This window comes from Collinsella sp. CLA-ER-H3 (assembly GCF_040092425.1).
In the GTDB taxonomy this organism is placed as follows: Bacteria; Actinomycetota; Coriobacteriia; order Coriobacteriales; family Coriobacteriaceae; genus Collinsella.
In genome coordinates this window covers 76,490-96,219 of record NZ_JBBNLP010000006.1, presented here as the reverse complement: position 1 = coordinate 96,219, position 19,730 = coordinate 76,490, and the positions used below count along the sequence as shown (strand labels likewise).

At 58.2% G+C, this 19,730-nt stretch carries 18 protein-coding genes; 7 read left to right on the top strand and 11 right to left on the bottom strand.

The genetic code is table 11. The features are described 5' to 3' along the window. The first annotated feature begins 147 nt into the window (after nucleotides 1-147). Nucleotides 148-945 carry a tRNA threonylcarbamoyladenosine dehydratase gene (locus AAAX32_RS06435; RefSeq protein ID WP_055309765.1) on the top strand — a complete coding sequence of 266 codons (798 nt, stop codon included), beginning with the start codon at nucleotides 148-150 and terminating at the stop codon, nucleotides 943-945. Between the two features lie 14 nt (nucleotides 946-959). Next, nucleotides 960-1,742 carry a TatD family hydrolase gene (locus AAAX32_RS06430; protein ID WP_161155403.1) on the top strand — a complete coding sequence of 261 codons (783 nt, stop codon included), beginning with the start codon at nucleotides 960-962 and terminating at the stop codon, nucleotides 1,740-1,742. 279 nt (nucleotides 1,743-2,021) lie between these two features. Here AAAX32_RS06430 and AAAX32_RS06425 read toward each other — a convergent pair whose 3' ends face one another. From AAAX32_RS06425 to deoC, 9 genes are all read right to left on the bottom strand, one after another. Next, on the bottom strand, nucleotides 2,022-2,885 hold the full coding sequence (locus tag AAAX32_RS06425) for a PfkB family carbohydrate kinase (protein ID WP_161155405.1): 864 nt from the start codon (nucleotides 2,883-2,885) through the stop codon (nucleotides 2,022-2,024). Between the two features lie 14 nt (nucleotides 2,886-2,899). Then, nucleotides 2,900-3,868 (bottom strand): SIS domain-containing protein, encoded by a 969-nt coding sequence (locus AAAX32_RS06420; RefSeq protein ID WP_118066053.1) that lies wholly within the window; start codon nucleotides 3,866-3,868, stop codon nucleotides 2,900-2,902. Nucleotides 3,869-3,930: 62 nt separating this feature from the next. Further along, nucleotides 3,931-4,782: a sugar phosphate isomerase/epimerase family protein gene (locus AAAX32_RS06415; RefSeq protein WP_148332759.1), complete on the bottom strand. Its 852-nt coding sequence runs from the start codon at nucleotides 4,780-4,782 to the stop codon at nucleotides 3,931-3,933. Between the two features lies 1 nt (nucleotide 4,783). Then, on the bottom strand, nucleotides 4,784-6,367 hold the full coding sequence (locus AAAX32_RS06410; RefSeq protein WP_161155406.1) for an amidohydrolase family protein: 1,584 nt from the start codon (nucleotides 6,365-6,367) through the stop codon (nucleotides 4,784-4,786). Between the two features lie 9 nt (nucleotides 6,368-6,376). Next, a complete protein-coding gene (locus AAAX32_RS06405; RefSeq protein WP_161155408.1) occupies nucleotides 6,377-7,840 on the bottom strand; it encodes a TRAP transporter large permease subunit in 1,464 nt (487 codons plus the stop codon). 218 nt (nucleotides 7,841-8,058) lie between these two features. Further along, complete coding sequence (locus tag AAAX32_RS06400) at nucleotides 8,059-8,802, bottom strand: GntR family transcriptional regulator (protein ID WP_161192125.1); 744 nt, start codon at nucleotides 8,800-8,802, stop codon at nucleotides 8,059-8,061. Between the two features lie 150 nt (nucleotides 8,803-8,952). Further along, entirely contained in the window at nucleotides 8,953-9,612 is a 660-nt protein-coding gene (locus AAAX32_RS06395; RefSeq protein WP_040358370.1) for an HAD family phosphatase, read from the bottom strand. A 63-nt stretch (nucleotides 9,613-9,675) separates the two neighbouring features. Next, nucleotides 9,676-10,518 (bottom strand): Cof-type HAD-IIB family hydrolase, encoded by an 843-nt coding sequence (locus AAAX32_RS06390; RefSeq protein ID WP_192934619.1) that lies wholly within the window; start codon nucleotides 10,516-10,518, stop codon nucleotides 9,676-9,678. A gap of 149 nt (nucleotides 10,519-10,667) precedes the next feature. Then, a complete protein-coding gene (gene deoC / locus AAAX32_RS06385; protein WP_022094433.1) occupies nucleotides 10,668-11,342 on the bottom strand; it encodes a deoxyribose-phosphate aldolase in 675 nt (224 codons plus the stop codon). 775 nt (nucleotides 11,343-12,117) lie between these two features. Between deoC and AAAX32_RS06380 the strand changes: the two genes are divergently transcribed. From AAAX32_RS06380 to AAAX32_RS06370, 3 genes are all read left to right on the top strand, one after another. Continuing rightward, on the top strand, nucleotides 12,118-13,008 hold the full coding sequence (locus AAAX32_RS06380) for a hypothetical protein (RefSeq protein ID WP_148332753.1): 891 nt from the start codon (nucleotides 12,118-12,120) through the stop codon (nucleotides 13,006-13,008). Nucleotides 13,009-13,071: 63 nt separating this feature from the next. Then, the gene (locus AAAX32_RS06375; RefSeq protein WP_148332752.1) at nucleotides 13,072-13,689 is read left to right on the top strand and encodes an ATP-dependent Clp protease proteolytic subunit; all 618 of its coding nucleotides are present in this window, start codon (nucleotides 13,072-13,074) and stop codon (nucleotides 13,687-13,689) included. After that, on the top strand, nucleotides 13,682-14,986 hold the full coding sequence (locus AAAX32_RS06370; protein WP_349100312.1) for a type IV secretory system conjugative DNA transfer family protein: 1,305 nt from the start codon (nucleotides 13,682-13,684) through the stop codon (nucleotides 14,984-14,986). Before AAAX32_RS06375 ends, AAAX32_RS06370 begins: the two co-directional genes overlap by 8 nt. Before the next feature lie 139 nt (nucleotides 14,987-15,125). Here AAAX32_RS06370 and pgi read toward each other — a convergent pair whose 3' ends face one another. After that, on the bottom strand, nucleotides 15,126-16,820 hold the full coding sequence (pgi, locus tag AAAX32_RS06365; protein WP_148332750.1) for a glucose-6-phosphate isomerase: 1,695 nt from the start codon (nucleotides 16,818-16,820) through the stop codon (nucleotides 15,126-15,128). Nucleotides 16,821-17,019: 199 nt separating this feature from the next. After that, nucleotides 17,020-17,523, bottom strand: coding sequence for an iron-containing alcohol dehydrogenase (locus tag AAAX32_RS06360; protein ID WP_349100311.1), 504 nt, complete (start codon nucleotides 17,521-17,523; stop codon nucleotides 17,020-17,022). Between the two features lie 259 nt (nucleotides 17,524-17,782). On the opposite strand from AAAX32_RS06360, the gene AAAX32_RS06355 reads away from it, so the two are divergent. After that, nucleotides 17,783-19,288, top strand: coding sequence for a DNA repair protein (locus tag AAAX32_RS06355; RefSeq protein ID WP_148332748.1), 1,506 nt, complete (start codon nucleotides 17,783-17,785; stop codon nucleotides 19,286-19,288). Continuing rightward, nucleotides 19,281-19,706 carry a hypothetical protein gene (locus AAAX32_RS06350; RefSeq protein WP_349100310.1) on the top strand — a complete coding sequence of 142 codons (426 nt, stop codon included), beginning with the start codon at nucleotides 19,281-19,283 and terminating at the stop codon, nucleotides 19,704-19,706. Before AAAX32_RS06355 ends, AAAX32_RS06350 begins: the two co-directional genes overlap by 8 nt. The last annotated feature ends 24 nt before the right edge of the window (nucleotides 19,707-19,730 follow it).

Below are 19,730 nucleotides of genomic sequence, written 5' to 3'. Positions count from 1 at the left end.
CCAACCCGCGGCAACGGGTGCCATCTGCTTCATCTTATGCGAATCACTGCCTCATTTCAACAAGCCCCTAGGGCTCAAATGGAATCGCGATAATACCTATAATGACGATAGCTAAAACACGATTCGCTTCCCCATCGGAGGATGTCTATGACCGAAACCACAGCCGCAACCCCCAACGAGACACGCGACACCAAGCTCGAGATCATCATGGGCCGCGAGGCACTCGACAAACTCGCCGCCGCCACGGTGCTGGTGCTCGGCTGCGGAGGTGTGGGCTCCAATTGCTGCGAGGCACTTGTCCGCGGCGGCATTGGTCATTTCGTCATTCTGGATAAGGACATCATCGCGCCCAGCAATATCAATCGCCAGGCCATCGCCTTTCAAAGCACCATCGGCAAGCGCAAGGTCGATGTTATGGAAGCCATGATCCACGACATCAATCCAGCCGCTACCGTCATCAAGCGCACCGAATACCTGTTGAGCGACAATATCGACGAATTTTTCGCGCGCGTTTTGGAGCAGACGGACGGCAAGCTCGACTACGTCGTCGACGCCATCGACACCATCTCGGCCAAGCTCACCATTGCCAAATATGCTCAGGACCACGACATTCGTTTGGTTAGCTCCATGGGCGGGGCCAACAAGCTCCATCCCGAGTGCCTCCGCTTTGCCGACATTTTCGATACGGTACGTGACCCCATGAGCCGCATCATGCGCAAAGAATGCAAGAAGCGCGGAATCAAGAGTCTTCATGTACTGTTTAGCTGCGAGGAATCGGTTAAGACACAGCCCCGCGACCCTTCCAATATCCACGAGCGCACCGAGCTCGGAACCGCCAGCTTTATGCCGCCCATCATGGGCCAGATGATTGCCGGCGAGGTTATCCGCCAGATCAGTGGCCGCGGCACCGAGCGCGTGCGCGCCGATGGCCAGCGCTTGGACTAGCGGAGCGCGCCGAGATGGAGCCCCGGTTATTTGATGCACACTGCCATCTTGATTTAATGGCTCACCCGGACGCCGTTGCCGATGAGGCAACGGCGCTGGGCTTGGGTCTATTTGATTGCGGCGTCGATCCACGCGACTTTTCGGCCGCAAACGAGCGCGCTCGTCGCCACCCGGGCATCATCGCCGGCGTTGGGCTTCACCCCTGGTGGCTCGCCGATGGCCACTGCGGTTTTGCCGAAGTCAATCTGCTTTGCGAAGTTGCTGCCCAAGAACGCTACATCGGCGAAGTCGGACTCGACTTTTCCGCGCGCTTTGCTGGAAGTGAGCCGCTACAAATACAGGCACTTAACCGGCTCTGCGATGCGCTCGTGCAGCATCCTCTTACCGGGCGCGTGATATCAATTCACGCCGTTCGTTCGGCAGGAGCCGTACTGGACGTCCTCGAATCGCATGGACTACTCATCCCAAACCCCGACTCCCCCGCTATCATCTTCCACTGGTTTAGCGGCACTTCGGACGAACTCACCCGCGCGCGTAATGCGGGCTGCTATTTTTCCGTCAACGAACGCATGCTCGCGACCAAGCGCTGTCGCGAATACGCACGACAGATTCCACTCGACCGCCTACTGCTCGAGACCGATGCGCCGGCCGAGCCAAACACAGAAACAAGCACGCAGTCGCTCATCAGGTCGCTCACAAGGACCTCAGAACGCATCACCTCGCTCAAAAACTGCGACGCAAAGCGCATCGAGTCGATAGTTTTAACAAATGCGCGCTCTGTTTTTGACCTTCGCTAACCCCTGGTGTGCAAAAAATGCCAAATATGAGTACTGCTACCGGAATGGATACATTTCTTTTAACTTTCCAACCGCCAGAATAATCCTCGATTGTCCGCTAATTAAAGCTTTTACAGTCATTCATCCTGCGTTTTCACAAATCTTAAACCCCTCCAGACGCTCAAATCACGTCTGAAGGGGTTGATTTTGCTGCGACTAAATTAGTCACAGTACTCATATTTGGCATTTTTTGCACACCGGGTCCCGAGGAGGCGCCTGCACCTCCCCGGGACCGCTCGGCTATTCGACGATTGGTGCTCCGTGGCCCCAAGAACCTTCCATGCCGCACACGGTCGAGGCAAACCCGGCAGCAAAGTCGAGCGCGCGCTCGATGGCCTCGGCGCCATCTTCACCACGCTTGGCGGAATCGAGATAGCACATCAAAAACGAGGTAAGGAACGAGTCGCCCGCCCCCATGGTGTCCTTCATGTCCGTTACCGGTTTAGCCAGCTGGCGGTAATAACGATCGCCGTCGTAAGCAATGCAGCCCTCGGCGCCCGCCGTAGCCGACACAAAACGCGGACCCAGGCCCTTCACCCATGCCAGACGCTCGCGAACCTCATCCTCACTCGCAGCATCCGCCGCACTAAAGAAAGCGAAATCGACGTAGGGCGCAATCTGCTCGTAGTACTCGTCGGTAGAGTCGTCCGAAAAGTCAAAAGAGACCGTGACGCCCGCAGCCTTCAACTTGGGCAGCTCGCGCTCGGTAAAGCAATAGTTGCCCGAATGAACCACATCGAACTGCTTCATGTACGAAAGGTCAAAGCGATCGAGGACATAGCGCGCATCGCCACGGATACCGCCCTCGTTGGAGCCAAGGAAGACACGGTCACCGTCAACGACGGTCACGCGAGCCGCTCCGTTCTCGCCAATCATCTGCTCGCACTTGTCAAGCTCGATACCCTCATCCTCGAGGCTTGCAATGACATGCTCGGCAGCGGCATCATTGCCAAAAATGCCCATGTATGCGGAGCGTGCGGCACCGCATTTCTTGGCATAAACGGCGAAGTTCACCGCATTGCCGCCGGGATACATGGTGTGGATATGCTCGTAGCGATCGACGACGTTGTCGCCAAATCCGAGCGCGTTAACGTTAAATGCCATGGCCTTTGCTCCTTCTAGTACTCGACAACACCCATATAGCGACGGAAATCGGGATCGTGATCAAACACCTTGCCGCGTGCAGCACGCAGCTCGCAGTTCATGGCGTAGAACAGCACCGGGTCCAGATAGGCACGGACGCTCGCCGGCACGGCTTCCATACCGTACTCCTTGGCATCGAGCACCATCAGCGTATCGGTATGCGTCTTAAGGAACGCCAGGGCGCGCTCGTCCATAGCACGGCACTCGCTGGAGCCCATCTGCAGGAAGTAAAAAACGCCATCCTGAGTAGCCTCGAAGGGGCCATGGAAGTACTCGGCAGAGTGGATGTAGCTGCAGTGCTGCCACTGCATCTCCATAAGAGAGCAGATAGCGAAACCGTAGGTCTGGCTAAAGTTGGGACCGCTGCCCAGAATATAGAAGAACTCGTGCTCCTGGCAAAGCTTGGCAAAACGATCGCCCAGCTCGGCATTTACCTTCTCACGTGCCGGGGGAAGAATCTTATCCATCTCGGCGATACCGGCATACATATCGGCAAGATCGGCGTAGCCCTCCTGCTGATCGAGCAGCTCGGCCGCAAGCGACAGCGAAATGCCAGCGGGGACCTCGGCCTGCGGCACACCCTCGCCCCATGGGTAGACCCACGTGGTCCACTTGCCGGAGTCGATCTTGGATCCAGCGTTGTCGGTCTGGGCGATCACCGTAGCGCCGGCGGCAAGGGCAATCTCGCAGCCCTCGACGACCTCCGGGGTATTGCCACTGTGGCTGCAAGCGATGACCAGGGACTTCTCGCCCAGACGACGCGGACGCATAATGTCGAATTCACGCGCGGTATAGATATACGAAGTGAAGGTGGTTGCCTCGCGCTGCAGAAGCTCATGAGCCGGGATCAAATCGATCATGGAGCCACCGCAAGCAATCCAGTAGACGCTGTCGAACTTGCCCTTCTCGGCAATTGCCTCTTTGATCAGATCGCGTGCGTTCATATCCAGTTCCTTTCTTGTTTGGGCCGCAATCAATGACGTTGGTTGCGTGGCCGATAGTTGTTTTAGTCAATCAGATATTTCTCGAATGCGGCCATGTTCTTGGCATCAGCCGCCGCCGGGTCATCGTAGTAACGGCCGTCCGTAATTTCCTGGCCCAGCATGCCGTCGAAACCATGGACGTTGAGTGTGGCAACGAAGGCGTCCATATCGTGCTTGCCATCGCCCCACACCAGATGGCCATACGGGTCACCGTCGATAAAGTGCATCTCGTGAATTGCCCCATCACCAAAGGTGGCAAACCAGTCCTCGAGCGTCTCGCCAGCAACGCCCATCGCGGTTGTATCAACCATGGGCTGTAAATACGGGCTCGCGACCTCGTCAATCATGCGCTTCGCATCGGAAACCGTCGTCACAAGGTTGCTCTCCTCGGGACGCAGGCTTTCCATCGTAAGCACCAGACCGTGCTCGCCGGCATACTCCGCCAGAATGGACAAGTGCTCGCGGCTGCGCTTCCAGGCTTCCTCGCGGTCCTCGTCCCAGTCGCCCCAGCCCGAGTTGACGGACATACGGTCGCACCCAAGTACCTCGGCAAGCTCAATGCCGTGCTTAAAGTACGCCAGGCTGCGCTGTTCATGCAGCGGCTTGCGTGCGCAGTACTGCCAAGGATAGACAACATTCTCGGGGCACAGAGTACGATACCTAAGCCCACGGTCTGCAGCCTTTTTCGCCAGGACCTCAGCCTCAAAGTAGCCCGTATGGTCGAGCGTCACATGCGGCTCTGCGCACCACAGCTCAATGGACTCAAAGCCCAAACGCTGCTGCACATCAAGGAAGTAATCGAGCGACCACATGATGTAGTGGATATTCATGCCCGCAATCTGTTCGCGGCGCAGCGTCGGCTTGGATTCAGACATCTTATGCCTCCTTATTTCGATCGAACACGATTTGTCCGTCCGACATCGTCATATCAACCGCAAGATCGCGTGCGTCGCGATAATCGAGGTCAAACACATCCCGATCGAGCACGCAGATATCGGCAAGCTTGCCGACCTCGAGCGTACCCAGCTCATCTTCGCGCATCAGATCGTACGCGCCCCCGGCAGTCCAAGCGCGCAAGAGCTCGACAAGCGTCAGCGTGTTGACCTCATTCACGGGCAGTCCGTCGGCGAAGAATCCGCCGCACGCGCTGTAGATTGACTCGCCCAGGCTCGGAATCAACAGCGGCAAATCCGTTCCACAGCACACCGTGCATCCGGAATCTTCCATGCCGCGGCGATTCCAGCTGTGCAAAAGTCGCGTCTCGCCAATTTGTCGACGCATCATCGACAGGCAATCCTCGCGCCGGTCCAGCGTCAGAATCTGCGGATAGACCTCGCAAATTCCACCTAACTTGCCAAACTCGACAAGATCGGTCGGGTCAGAGTTCTCGAGATCGGTAATCGCATGGCGGCGAAGCATCCGTCCATGCTCGTCTCGAGGCAGCGAGGCATAGAGCGCCACGGTGCGACGAACGGCGCCATCACCCTGGCAATGCAAGGAATATCGGAAGCCGTCAGCATCAATTGCACGCAGCTCGCTTTCAATCAGATCCCACTCTGGCTCCTCGACGACCGTCTTGCCGGCAGCGCCCGCATCGGCCGTATCCTCATAGGGGTCAATCATCTCGGCAAGCCCCGCCCATACGCCGCGATCGGTCATACGGTTGAAGCCAGAAAAACGAACGAACGGTCCCCGGAAGCGCTCTCGTGCCTCGCGAGCATATGCCAGATTTGCACCAGCGCCCACCGGCTGCGACATCATAGAGACGCGAACCGTCAGCTCGCCAGATTCCTCACGGCGAGCCATTTCGTCGGCAAAGCCGTAGTAGTCATCAAACGCCATCTCCTTGATGGCGGTAACGCCGCGCTCGTTAAGCATGCTCATGTAGTCCGAATACCCCGCGCGCACCTCGGGCAACGCGAGGAAATCGCTCATCATGCGCCAGATCTTCTCGGCATAGCACGCCTGCGGTGTAAAACCGTATCGCGCACTGGCGGCAGCATTGAGAACGCAGGTCTCCGCGCCCGGTGTAAAGCAGACGACAGGGATATCACCAAAAAACTCGTCAAACACAGCTGCCGTATTTGCGTTCTCGGCATCCGATGCCAACGTTTCGGATAGGTTGTGGCCAAAAGCCGCCGCGCAATCCGGATGATCTTCTTTCCATGCACGCAAGAGCGACACGGCCTCTTTGGCATCATCGATGCCGGACAGATCAGACCCCAACGTCCGCAGCGCCCAGCCTGTATAGAAGGTATGTACATCGATCAGACCAGGCATGACGGTGCGGTCGCCCAGATCAACTACCTCGTCCGCCTGGGTCAAATACGAAGCCACCTCACACTTGGTGCCAACCGCCTCAATTCGATTGCCACGGACCGCTACGAAACCTTCAAACGGCAGGTCCCCCGTACCGGTAAAGACGCTCTTAGACGTCAGGACCGTTAAACGATCAGACATCACAACCACCTACACCGGAAGCATGCCAGAGATTGCCGTTACGATCAGGCCAAAGACGACCATAAAAATGAAGAACTTCCAAATGGTCTTCCACCATTGACCAAACGAGATCTTTGCCACGGCAAGACCGGCAACCGTCATGCCCGCCACGGGACTGATGGTGTTGATGGTCTGATTAGCAAACTGGAGCGCGGTAACGGCGGCTTCGGGATTGAGGCCCATAAGCTCGGTCAGCGGACCCATGACGGGCATGGTGAGCGCCGCAAGTCCAGAGCTCGAGGGAACCAGCAAAGAGAGCAGGCCAAGGACGATATACATAAACGTGGTGTAGACGGCGGCAGGTGCACCGGCCAGTGCAGTAGCGAGCGCCTGGAGGATGGTGTCGATGATCATGCCACCCTCTGCAATGACCAAGATGCCGCGAGCGATGCCGATGACGATGGCGGCGTACGCAAAGTCGGCAATGCCTTTAACGAACTCCTCGGCGATCGTCTGCTGGTCAAGGCCGCCCAGGATACCGGCAAGCAAGCCCATACCAAGGAACACGGCGGAAATCTCATTCATGTACCAGCCCTGGGTAACAAGACCCCAGACGATAATGCCCATACCGCAGGCAAAATCGATAAGCACGAGCTTCTGACGGGTAGTGAACTCTTCCTCGATGGAGGCATCGGTCACGGAAAACTCAACACGCTTGAGCTTGTCGTCCTCGTACGTAATGGACGACTCGGGGTTTTTCTTGACACGCATGGCATAGCGCATGGCCCACGCGATACCGACGGCAGTGAAGATGACCCAAGAAACGGCGCGCAGCCACAGCTGAGGATTGCCCTCGATACCAATGATGCCTTGGGCGATCAAAACATTAAACGGGTCGATGGTCGAAGCACAATATCCCAGGTTAGGACCAAGGAAGCAGATGATAAACGCCGTCATCGAGTCATACCCGATACCCATCATGATGGGAATGAAGATGGCATAGAACGGCAGGGCTTCCTCAGACATACCAAACGTAGTGCCGCAAATGGACAGCAACGTCATCGTGATGGGAATGATGAGGATGTCCTTGTTCTTGAGCTTTTTAATCACACGGCTCATGCCGGCATTCAAAGCGTTGGTCTTGGTGATGACTGCGAACGATCCGCCAATCAATAAGACGAACGCAACGACGTCGGCAGCCTCCTGGATGCCCTTAGTAGGCGCTTGCAGGACCGCAAAGATATCCTGGCCCAGATTGATGGTCTCGCCGGTCTCGGAATCGGTGTAGTTCTTATCGACCTGTTCATAGGTTCCAGCAACGGCGACTTCACGCTCGCCCGCCGCTGTCGAAATCGTCTTGCGCTGATACTGACCAGAGGGAACGATCCAAGTCAGGACCGCAAAGACAACGATCAGCAAGAACATGATCGTATAGACATGCGGTAATTTGAACTTAAAACGTCTGTTTGTCTTCTTCGCCTTCGTATCTGACATAGATACCTCCAAAGAACTCGAGACTGCATCACATCTCGCTTCAACGCCTGCGCAAGGCAAACGTTCTATGACGTTCCATAGATTACCAGCAGCTTTTCCCATCATCAAGATAATTTCAAACTGATTGCCGCGACGCGGTTGAACGGTTGCGTTCGCGCCGTGAACGGTATGGAAACGCCCGGTGAGATAATCCACCGGGCGTTTCCATTCGCAATGTCCTAGATGTCAAAAACGTAGCGAGACCCAATGATCCGCTGACGACCGATGATAAACGGCCGCCGCTGCTCATCGAAAAAGAAGGCTTCCATATAAAACAAGGGTTCGCCAACGGGAACTGCCAACAGTCGAGCGACCTCGGGCGACGCGCACGCGATCTCGAGCGTGCACGGGTCGGTAAACGCGGGCGTGCGGCCCGTCCGGTTGCGCACGAACTCAAAAATGGATTGGTTAGATAGAGGTGCCGTTGATAGATAGGCGTTGTCCTCGTAAACGTATATGTTGTTCTCGAGCATGACAGGGACGCCATCGGCAGTACGCACACGCTCAACGCAAATCAAATCAGTTCCAACGGGAACACCAAAGAACTGCGCTTCGGTAGAATCTGCCGGCAGTATCTTTCTCGAAATGACGCACGCCCCCGGCTCCATTCCGTTAACGCGGCATGCGTCCGAAAAACTCTGGACGTCATCCTTCTGGCGAATCTTGCGCTTGAGCTTGGGGGCATTGACAAACGTGCCTTTCCCCTGCCGCTTCGTTAGATAGCCCTGCTGGACGAGCTCCTCAATAGCGCGTCGCACGGTAACGCGGCCAACTTTATAGTTCTCAGCCAATTCGAATTCGTTGGGTATCCGCGCGCCCGCCTTGTAGGCACCGGAATTGATTTCGTTTTTAATGATATCGATAACCTGTTGGTACAGCGGTATCGCTGCTTTACCGTCAGTTAGTCCTTCAGTCGGTGGCATATACCCTCTCCCAGCCCAATTAAGTCAAAAGCGGGCTTAAGGGCATTCAACAAGCCCTTAAGCCCGCATTAGCATAAAGTATGCTTGCTGTCGCACCAAAATGTCGGGTATTTACTCATCTGACCCGAAAAACGCGCAACTACCGCGCTCCTAAGAAAGCGTGAGCAGCTCCGGCAGCTGGTCGATAATCTTGTCCGCGGCATCCTGGCTAAAGCCAAAGCGCTCCTCGCGCTTGGCAATAACTGTCAGGCCGGCTCGCTTGCCGGCAGTGATGCCAGGCACCGAATCCTCAACGCAGCAGCAGCGATTCGCGGGCAGCCCCAGCAGGTCCAGCGCATGCAGGTAGATGTCGGGCTCGGGCTTGCTCTCCTTAAACTGCTCGCCGCTCACCACATACTCAAAGGCATCCGACAGCCCGCACGCATTGAGCACTTCCTCGATGCTATCCATGGGAGACGAGCTGGCAAGCGCCACGCGAACGCCACGGCGCGGCAGCTCTCGAATCGTATCCACGGCGCCTGGGTTAATCAAAGCCTGATAGTCGCGCGGACGCTTATGCGCCCACTCGTCCCAACGGATCAACGCTTCCTCGCCAGTTAAATGCCCCTTCCCGGCGCGCTCAAACCAATCGACCAGCATACGCAGGAAGAACTGATGCGAGGTACCAACCTGCCCGTTCAACTCCTCTTGAGTCAGGTTAAGTCCAAGCTCCTTGGCAAACGCGGCAGTCTCGCCCAGGTAGTAATACTCGGTATCGACAATGACGCCGTCCATGTCAAAGATAACGGCGTCGAACGGAAATGCGGACACGGCACCCTCCCTAACAAAAGGGCGCCCGCAAGCGGACGCCCGAGCCATGCACTATCGGCGATTCTAGCCCAGCAGCTTATTCAGCGCCACCGCAATACCGTCTTCGTTGTTATTGGCGGTCACCATCTGGGCCACAGCCTTAACCTCATCGACGGCGTTGCCCATGGCAACACCGGTGCCGGCCCACTCAATCATAGACTTGTCGTTCTGGCCGTCGCCAAACGATACGACCTCGCTGGCATCGATGCCGAGCTTGGGCAGGGCACCCTCGAGCGCGCGGGCCTTGTCAATACCGGGCGCCGTGTACTCAAAGTACCAGTCGGCCGTAAACATACCCGAAAGCGTCTGGGTAAAGGGCGCGTACATCTCCTCGTAATGCGCTTGCAGATAGGCCGGGTCGCCCGCCGTCAGCAGCTTGTCCACGGGATAAGCATCAGCGACCTCATGCAGGCTCTCCACCTCGCGAATCTTAAGATCGCACGCGTCGCGCTCATACTTGACGATGTTTTTCTGCGAGCCATCCGGCAGCGTAATCATGCAATGGTACGAGTCCTCGACGTGCAAATCGCGACCGAGCGAAATCATAGGGATCACGTCAAAATTACGCAGGTGATCAATCAGGCGATGCAATTCGTCGGCAGGCATAGCCTGATCGAACAGCACCTCGTCGGTCTGGGCATCGACGACGTGTGCGCCGTTAAAGGCCACCAGCAGACCGTCATGGTTTTGAAGGTCGAGCTCCTGCGCCAAGGCGTGCAGCCCCCATGCGGGACGGCCCGACGCCAAGATGAGCTTAATGCCCGACTCCTGCGCAGCGAGCAGCTTCTCGCGCGTACGCGGGCTAATCACTTTCTGGTCGTTGGTGAGCGTACCGTCAATATCCATCGCGATGGCTTTGATTGCCATATATGCCTCCCTGTCATTGAATAACCTTGTCTGAGTCATCATACAGAACAGCCACCGCGACTCCGTTTGCAACGGGAAAAATGTCATATTGTCCCGAACATGAACGGCGTGTGGTCGTGAAGCTTTATCGCTCAGGTCAAATACGTCTGCTAGCGACGCTCATCCGTCGGTGCGCCCTCGACGATCGCGATGCCCGCCGATGCACCTAACGCGCTGGCGCCGGCCTCGATGAATGCGCAAGCCTCTTCGTAATTATGGATACCGCCCGCCGCCTTGATTGCCACGGCATCGCCGAGCACCTCGTGCATCAGCCGCACGTCCTCGAGCTTAGCACCGCCAAAGCTTCTGCCGGTCGATGTCTTAAGGAATCCCGGCTTGGCCTCCAGCGCGATCTCGCATACACGGCGCTTGGCGGCGTCGTCGCCGTCCAGCTTGCACATCTCGACGATTACCTTGTCAGTGATGCCATGCGCGCGACAAAAATCAGCAATGGTAGTCATCTCGCGCTCGATGGCATCAAAATCGCGGTTCTCGATCGACCCCTGATTCAAAACGTAGTCAATCTCGGTAAAGCCACACGCAGCGTATTCCTCAAACCTCGCAAGCTTCTCCTCAAGCGTCATAGTGCCCTGGGGAAAGTCGATGGCGCCGGCAAGGATGATGTCAGAGCCCTCGAGCATGGCGCGGCCCGTCTCGTACTCCTGAAGGTTCGCAAATACGCAGCGAAAGTTGTACTTTAACGCCTTCTCGACATACTGCTCAAACGTGTCCTCGGGGGCATCGATATAGTCGATGTATTTATTGATGGGTTTGGCAAGCGTCATGCTGGGCCTCCTTGTTCAGGACTGACAACCGATTCGTGGTTTCACGCGAAAAACCACGTTCAATGTACGCCCGACATGCAAGGACAGCGTCCGCATTCCGACAAGTGGTATGAAATTAGCTGTAAACGTATATTTACAGACAGCGAATGGCACCGCACGCGGATGCCGACAGCAAGACATCCCCCCCCTCAATACGCCCTCATGCCCATTTAAATAGCAAGGGACCCGTATCTGTTGGGATACGGGCCCCTTTCGGCCATGACCTATCTCAGCAACAAAGACTACTTGCGGTGAGCGCGGTAGAACTCGATCGCACCATCTTATCCGAGCCGGGGCACGTTCGCATAGCGTGGCGCGTGACGGTTGCAAAACCACCCCATTTGAAACAAACGCAAAAAAGTACTTGCAAAGACGCGTTCCGACATATAAGTTGATAAAAGACCGCCGTTGCGGTTTTAAGTAGATCGAGCATATGAAATTTCAGTTTTTAGCGTGTAAGAGAAAGAAGATCGGCAAAGTACAACCCCAAACGCAATGACAACTTAATGAGGTAACTGCCACATGTGAGGCACCCAGGGCATTGCTGTCTCGATTTTGAGCACGATGCCTTCCGCCTTGCATGGGCCGTTCCATCCCGCCCCTGCAGCAACTGCCTCACGGGCTCATTGAAAACCGCATAGCACCCCAACGTCAGCACATCACCCACGGCAAGCACATCACTCACGACAACCAACACATCAACAAACAGCACGAACATCAACCGATTGGAGAAGCTATGACAAACCACCACGCTGAAGACGGCGATAAGAAAAGCATTCTGGATGCCCGCATTGAGCGAGCATATGCAAACGAATATGACGCCGCCTTTGCCGCCGCGACCATCAAGAACTACGCGTCGCTACCGCTCGCGACGATCTTGGCCGACCACCCTCAACTGCTGAAGCGCTGCACAAAGATCATGGGCGACCCCGACATTCGCAAGCTGACAGACCCCTATGCCCCAAAACGCGACAACGATTCGTACGTTCTTACCGTAGGCTGCCTAGCCCATATGCTTACGGCGCTCGACACGAAACTCAAGCTCGAATGGGAACCCGACGAGCGTCATGAACTCGAAAGCAAGCGGAACACCCTGCGCACCGCACTGTTCCTTCCGTTGGACGGCCTCAAGCGCTGCAACGTCGAGCTCAATACACAGGCGCGGCAAAAGCCCGGGACCACAGGGCAGAAAACTCCAAGACCCCATGCGGCCATCGTCGACCGCAACCGATATAACCGTATGACCGCGCATTTTTCTGCCGAGGGAGCAGCCATAAGGACGCTGATCGACCTGCTGTGCCTCCTGAGCATCAACGAGCTATTTGAGGGCTATCTCGCCCTTGTTCCCGCGACGGCACCCAAGTCGGTAGCAAAGATCATCGAGACCTGCAGACGCCAGTTTGAGCGCCATCGCAATGGCAGCGAGATGAACGCCAGCATCGCGCAGTACTACGCGGCTCATTACAAAAATGACGGATGTGCCCCTGTCGAGCATCAGCTGCGGCTCGCCTACACCACGCCCGCCGCAACGCTCTATCGCTTTGGAGCCCTTGGCGCTTGCGAGCCGCACGAACAGGCAGCCTGCCCCACAACCGAGCTCGATCTCAGGCTCGGACGAACCCTGTAGCCCGCCAGCCCCTCCGCGGGCAACAATCCTATTCCACAACACAACCAACAGAAAGGAGTCCTCATGGACACCAATCATTCCCCCATCATCAGCCCCCTCACCATGCGTGAATCCGCCCGAGGCATCACGCTCACCAGCATTTACGATGAGATGCTCGCCCGTCGCGAGCTCTCCGTCATGGGAAACATCGAAACCCCGATGGCCCACGACCTATGCCAGCAAATCCGCCTGCTCGATGCCACCGACCCCAGCCGCCCCATCACCATATTTGTCGCCAGCGCCGGCGGAAGCGTGCGATCGGGCCTTGCGATCTATGACGCCATGCGCCTCGCATCGTGCCCCATCCGCACCGTCTGCCTGGAATTCGCCGCGTCCATGGGCGCCGTGATCTTTATGGGCGGCGACGATCGCCGTATGGCGCCCCATGCAGAGCTCATGATTCACGACCCGCTGATCCCCCAGGGGGCAGGCGGCTCGGCACTTGCGCTGCAGGAAACCAGCCGGCGTCTCATGCAGACCCGCAAGACCCTCACGCAAATCCTCTCGGACCGCAGCGGCCTCACGCCCAAGCGCATCCAGTCCCTCACCGCAAAAGACACCTACCTTTCGGCCGAGCGCGCCGTCGAGCTCGGCTTTGCCCACGAAATCCTCTCGACCACCAAGAAGGTCGCCCATGTCTAACCTCGCCAGCCGCCTCGCCGCATCTAAGTCCGCATCGTCCACCATCCTCGCCAAGGATCGAACGCTTTCCTGCGACACCCGCCAAACGGGACTCAACAACAACGCGCTTGTGATCGGCCCCTCGGGAGCCGGCAAGACCCGAAACGTCCTCAAGCCCAACCTGCTGCAAATGAACGCAAGCTACATCGTGCTCGGCACCAAAGGCACGCTCTGTCGCGAAGTGGGACCCGTGCTGGCAGCCCACGGTTACCGCGTGCAATGTCTCAACTTCGCCGACCTCAACACCGTCCCGGCCCTTGCGCCCGGCATCGAGCGCTGCGGCTACAACCCCCTGAGGCACATTCGCCGCAAGGCGGACGGCAGGCCCAACCAGCAGGACATCCTCTCGGTGGCAAAGGCCATCTGCCCCATCGAGGACAACAACCAGCCTTTTTGGGATCATGCGGCGGCAAACCTGCTGTCGTGTCTTATCGCCTACGTCACCGAACAGCTGCCCGCCGACGAGCAGACGATCAGCTCGGTCATCAAGCTGATCGAGCACCTGCAGGACGGTGCCACGGGTCGATTGTTTGACGACCTGATCACGACCGACCCCCAAAGCTATGCCCTCTCGCTATGGCGGCGCTACGCCATTACGCAAAATGCCGAGCGCATGCACGCGAGCATCGTCGGCATCCTTGCCGAAAAGGTCATGTGTCTGGGATTCGACGGTGCGGCACAGCTCTATCGTGAGTGCCATCAGGTGGACTTCGCTTCCATGGGACACACCCCCTGCGCCCTGTTTGTAACCGTGAGCGATATTGACCGCAATCTCGATCCGCTGACCGGCCTCTTTATTTCGCAGGCGTTTATGGGCCTCATTCGTGAGGCCGATAGGCAGCCCGACGGCAGCCTGCCCGTGCCCGTGCGCTTTATGCTCGATGACTTCGCAAATCTGCAGATCCCCCAGATCGACAACGTGCTCTCGATTATCCGAAGCCGCAACATCTGGGCAACGCTGCTGCTGCAGTCGACCAACCAGCTCGATGCGCTCTATGGCGAGGCACGCGCACGCTCCATCATGGGCAACTGCGACACGCATCTGGTGCTGGCGTTCCAGGATCCCGAGAGTGCCCGGGTGTTTTCCGACCGCGCCGACGCGCTGCCCAGCACGCTCATGGCGACGCCGATCGATCGCTCGTGGCTCTTTGTGCGCGGTCGCACTCCCGAACAGGTCGAGCGCTTTAGGCTCGAAGACCATCCACTCTACGGGGAGCTGCCCGAGGCGCAGCGAGGCCATGCGGAGGCCGAGATCTAGGCGCAGGGTTCTCGCGGCGCGCGGCGCCCCGGCGATGTTCCACAAAGGCCGTGCGCCCCGGGACCACGGCAAAGCAAAGGGGCCCGCATCCCAACGGATACGGGCCCCTTTCAGCCATAAGCCAACTCGGCCGTAAAAACTACTTGCGATGCGCGCGATAGAACTCGATAAGCGCTTGAGTCGAAGCGTCCTGCTCGGCCTTGGCGGCGTCGTCGTGGAAGGCAGGGGTAATCTGCTTGGCAAGCTGCTTGCCCAGCTCGACGCCCCACTGGTCGTAGGAGTCGATGCCCCAGACCGTGCCCTCGACAAATACGATGTGCTCGTACAGGGCGATGAGCTCGCCGAGCGCAAACGGGGTCAGCGTGTCGCCGAAGATCGAGGTCGTCGGACGGTTGCCCTCAAAGCAGCGGGCCGGGACGATCTGCTCGGGCGTACCCTCGGCGCGCACCTCATCGGCCGTCTTACCAAAGGCAAGCGCCTTGGTCTGGGCCAGGAAGTTGCCCAGGAACAGCTCGTGCACGTCCTGACCGCTGTCGGTCGCAGGGTTGGCGGTATTGGCGAAAGCGATAAAGTCGGCCGGGACCACCACGGTGCCCTGGTGCAGCAGCTGGTAGAAGGCGTGCTGACCGTTGGTGCCGGGCTCGCCCCAGAAGATCTCACCGGTATCGGAGGTCACAGCGCTGCCGTCCCAGCGGACATGCTTGCCGTTGGACTCCATGGTGAGCTGCTGCAGGTAGGCCGGGAAACGGTGCAGATACTGGCAGTACGGAAGCACGGCGTGGCTCTTGGAACCGAAGAAGTTGACGTACCAGACGTTGAGCAGGCCCATCAGCGCGACGGCATTGTTCTCGAGCGGCGTGTTGCAGAAGTACTCGTCGATGGCGTGGAAGCCCTCGAGGAACTGCTGGAAGCGCTCGGGACCGAGCACGACGATCAGCGACAGGCCCACGGCAGAGTCGACGGAGTAGCGGCCGCCGACCCAATTCCAGAAACCAAAAGCGTTAGCGGGGTCGATGCCGAAGGCCTCGACCTTCTCGAGTGCGGTGGAAACAGCGACGAAGTGCTTGGCCACGGCCTCGGCGTTCTGCTCATCGGAGCCGTCGATGGCGCCCTGAGCCTTGAGCTGCTCGAGCATCCAGGTCTTGGCCTCGCGAGCGTTAGTGAGGGTCTCGAGCGTGGTGAAAGTCTTGGAGACGATAATCACGAGCGTGGTCTCGGGATCCAGGCCCTTGAGCTTCTCGGCCTGGTCGTTGGGGTCGATGTTGGAGATGTAGCGGCAGTCGATACCGGCGTCGGCGTAGGGACGCAGAGCCTCGTAGGCCATGACCGGGCCCAGATCGGAGCCGCCGATGCCGATGGACACCAGGTGCTCGATCTTCTTGCCGGTAACGCCCTTCCACTCACCGGAGCGCACGCGCTCGGCGAAGGCATACATGCGATCGAGGACCTCGTGCACGTCGGCGACGACGTCCTGGCCGTCGACGATGAGCTGGCCTTTCTCGCTTGCCGGACGGCGCAGCGCGGTGTGCAGGACGGCGCGGTCCTCGGTGGTGTTGATGTGCTCGCCGGAGAACATGGCGTCGCGGCGCTCCTCGAGTTTCACCTCGCGGGCAAGATCGCACAGCAGCTTGACGGTCTCGTCGGTCACCAGGTTCTTGGATAGGTCGAAGTGCAGGTCACCGGCGTCAAAGCTCAGCTTGTTCACGCGCTCGGCATCGGCGGCGAACCAGGCCTTGAGGTCGATACCATCGGCCTCAAGCTTCTCCTGATGAGCCTCGAGTGCCTTCCAAGCGGCAGTCGACGTAGCATCGATAGGTGCGGCAACAGTTGCCATAGAGTCCTCCTCAGCATACGGGCGCACGCCTCCATGCGCCCGGACATTCAGATGCCACTATTCTAGCGCAGGTCAAGACTACAATCAGCGAGCGTTGCCAATCGGCCCCCAAACGGCAACCGATTAAAAAGGGACAGGCTTATTTTTGCAGGTCAAACGCTTTACCAACCAAAAATAACCCGTCCTTTTATGGCAAATATTAGGCCGCGGCGCAGACGCTACCGAGCAACTCACGCAAAGGAGACCCGATGCCCTCCAGCAGTTCGGGCGCGATAATGGCAAAAACGGGAACCTCGCCGGCTCCCGTGACGGCAGGCACCTTGCCCTCCGAGACAATACATCCATAAGGGACAAAACCGTCTTCGCCGGCATCGAGCGCCGCCATGCGACGCGCGAGTTCGCGCGCAAAGCCGGCAGTATCGGCATCGCCGATCGCCAGGACAAAGTCCACGCCTTCGTCGGTCGCCAGGGCCACGGCTTCGTCGATCAGCTTGTCTCCCCCGTCACCCTCAACCGAGCCGCAGCGAAAAAGCACGCGCTCGAGCAGAGCTCGATCAAGCGAGCTGAGTGCCGCCGAGACGAGCTCATCACGCGTATGTTTGTCACCGCCTAGCACCACCAGCGCCTTGGTGCCGCCGTAGTGAGCGACCAGTCGTCCACACCAGCGAGCCACGTCTCCATCCGCAACAAGGCGTGTCGGCATACCAAACCCATAATTGACCATCGTTTCCACAACCCTTCCGTGCATGTAGGTGGCACCAATCGCTAGGCTCATGCTACGAAGCGAGGTTTTCCGAGCTGTTTCACACTCTTTAGGGCTGCGTTAAATACCCGATGCAACCGCACGACCATACCTACCAAAACAAACCAGTCCCTTTTTGACAGGTTTTGACGATGTCCGGACGAGCGGGTATTATCGAACAGATATTCGATAAGAACATGTGTTTGATGAAAGGACACGGATGGCGCACGAGCAGCACACCTATATCTGCATCGACCTCAAGACGTTTTATGCCAGCGTCGAGTGCGTCGACCGTGGGCTCGATCCGCTCACCACCAACCTGGTCGTTGCCGACGAATCGCGCGGGCGCACGACCATCTGCCTCGCCATCACACAGGCTATGAAGGACTTAGGGATTCACAACCGCTGCCGCCTATTTGAGATTCCCGATGGCATCGACTACATCACGGCCGTACCGCGCATGCAGCATTACATGGAGGTGTCGGCGAAAATCTACGGTATCTATCTGGAATACGTCAGCCCCCAGGACGTGCACGTCTACTCCATCGATGAGTGCTTTATCGACGTGACGCCCTATCTGGACCTCTATCACACAGATGCGGAAGGGCTCGCCTGCACGCTGCGCGACGAGGTCTTGGCGCGCACCGGCATCACGGCGACGGTCGGCATCGGCCCCAACCTATTCCAGGCCAAGGTGGCGCTCGACGTCACCGCCAAGCACGTACCCAGTCGCATCGGCAAACTCGACGACGAGACCTTTCGCAAGGAGATCTGGCCCCATCGCCCCATCACCGACATCTGGGGCATCGGCCCCGGCGTGGCGGCCCGTCTCGAGAAATACGGCGTCTACGATCTGATGGGCGTCGCGGCACTCGACGAAAACCTGCTTTACGACGAGCTCGGCGTCAACGCCGAATATCTCATCGACCACGCCTTCGGGCGCGAGCCAACGACCATCGCCGATATCCAAGCCTATCGCCCGCAGGCAACCTCAACCACCACAGGACAGGTGCTCTCGAAGGGCTATGCCTACGAGCAAGCCTACACCGTCTTACGCGAGATGGTCGACAACGCCGTGTTGGACTTAGTCGATAAGCACGTGGTCTGCGACAGCATCTCGCTCTTTGTGGGTTATGCGAGCGAGCGTGCCGACATACGCCGCCTCGACGCCAGCGGCACAGCGCAATATGTGGACGGATGTGGGCACCTGCGCTCGAGCACGTTGAGCATCGAACCCACCGCAACCGCCGGCCCCGGGCTCGCGCCCCGTGCTCCCAAGCCCGTCCAGCGCGATGACGAAAGGCGTCGCCTGGTGCGCGAAGCGCAGGCAATCGATGGCATCTTTGTGGGAGAGCATGGCGGCAAACCGCGCGGTGGCTATGCCGCACTCTTTGCGCACTCCAACGCCTCGCGAAAGCTACCCGAGCGCACCAATTCGTTTAAGAAGATCATGGGCTATTTCGATGATCTCTGGGCGCAAACCGTCGACCCTAAACGACCGGTCAAGCGCATCAACCTGGGCTTTGGCAATCTTGTGCCCGAGGAATTTGCCACTATCGATCTGTTTAGCGATGTCGAGGCCGATGAGCGCGAGCGCGACCTGGCACGCGCCGTCCTGGCCGTGAAAGGCAAGTACGGCAAGAACGCGCTCGTCAAGGGATTAAGCTTTACCGCCGGCGCCACCGCGCGCGAACGCAACGACCAAGTTGGAGGACACCGTGCCTAAACCCAAACAACAGCCCGTGCGCCCGCCGACCGCCTTCGAGCGCCTGGCGGACCCCGAGGGCAGACGCCGCGCCGCCGACCCCAACCTCACAGCCAACGGTGCCGTGCGCGCCAACCGCGCCGCACAGTTTATGCCCTTTGCCGCCCTCACGGGATACTACGAACTCGTGCGCAAGCAGGAAATCACCGTCGAGCCAAAACGTGAGCTCACGGAAGAAAAAGCCCTCGTACTTTCTAAAAAGCTCGAGGGTCTCAAACGTGGCGACTTGGTTCGTGTCACCTATTACGATACGTACGGCCATCGCTCCCGCACCGGCATCCTCGACGAGGCGCTCCCCGCCTTCAAGCTCCTCAAGCTCAAAGACATCGCCATCGACTTCGACGACATCCAAGACATCGAACTGCGCGGACGAGCCTAGCCAAGGAAGCGCATCCAGGGCGGC

What these genes read in the sequence shown, in the direction of transcription:
- AAAX32_RS06400 (WP_161192125.1), bottom strand. Translation starts at nt 8,802, where the DNA reads ATGCCACCGACTGAAGGACTAACTGACGGTAAAGCAGCGATACCGCTG.
- AAAX32_RS06430 (WP_161155403.1), top strand. Translation starts at nt 960, where the DNA reads ATGGAGCCCCGGTTATTTGATGCACACTGCCATCTTGATTTAATGGCT.
- AAAX32_RS06375 (WP_148332752.1), top strand. Translation starts at nt 13,072, where the DNA reads ATGGACACCAATCATTCCCCCATCATCAGCCCCCTCACCATGCGTGAA.
- AAAX32_RS06360 (WP_349100311.1), bottom strand. Translation starts at nt 17,523, where the DNA reads ATGCCGACACGCCTTGTTGCGGATGGAGACGTGGCTCGCTGGTGTGGA.
- AAAX32_RS06405 (WP_161155408.1), bottom strand. Translation starts at nt 7,840, where the DNA reads ATGTCAGATACGAAGGCGAAGAAGACAAACAGACGTTTTAAGTTCAAA.
- AAAX32_RS06355 (WP_148332748.1), top strand. Translation starts at nt 17,783, where the DNA reads ATGGCGCACGAGCAGCACACCTATATCTGCATCGACCTCAAGACGTTT.
- AAAX32_RS06390 (WP_192934619.1), bottom strand. Translation starts at nt 10,518, where the DNA reads ATGGCAATCAAAGCCATCGCGATGGATATTGACGGTACGCTCACCAAC.
- AAAX32_RS06425 (WP_161155405.1), bottom strand. Translation starts at nt 2,885, where the DNA reads ATGGCATTTAACGTTAACGCGCTCGGATTTGGCGACAACGTCGTCGAT.
- AAAX32_RS06410 (WP_161155406.1), bottom strand. Translation starts at nt 6,367, where the DNA reads ATGTCTGATCGTTTAACGGTCCTGACGTCTAAGAGCGTCTTTACCGGT.
- AAAX32_RS06435 (WP_055309765.1), top strand. Translation starts at nt 148, where the DNA reads ATGACCGAAACCACAGCCGCAACCCCCAACGAGACACGCGACACCAAG.
- AAAX32_RS06415 (WP_148332759.1), bottom strand. Translation starts at nt 4,782, where the DNA reads ATGTCTGAATCCAAGCCGACGCTGCGCCGCGAACAGATTGCGGGCATG.
- pgi (WP_148332750.1), bottom strand. Translation starts at nt 16,820, where the DNA reads ATGGCAACTGTTGCCGCACCTATCGATGCTACGTCGACTGCCGCTTGG.
- AAAX32_RS06380 (WP_148332753.1), top strand. Translation starts at nt 12,118, where the DNA reads ATGACAAACCACCACGCTGAAGACGGCGATAAGAAAAGCATTCTGGAT.
- AAAX32_RS06420 (WP_118066053.1), bottom strand. Translation starts at nt 3,868, where the DNA reads ATGAACGCACGCGATCTGATCAAAGAGGCAATTGCCGAGAAGGGCAAG.
- AAAX32_RS06370 (WP_349100312.1), top strand. Translation starts at nt 13,682, where the DNA reads ATGTCTAACCTCGCCAGCCGCCTCGCCGCATCTAAGTCCGCATCGTCC.
- deoC (WP_022094433.1), bottom strand. Translation starts at nt 11,342, where the DNA reads ATGACGCTTGCCAAACCCATCAATAAATACATCGACTATATCGATGCC.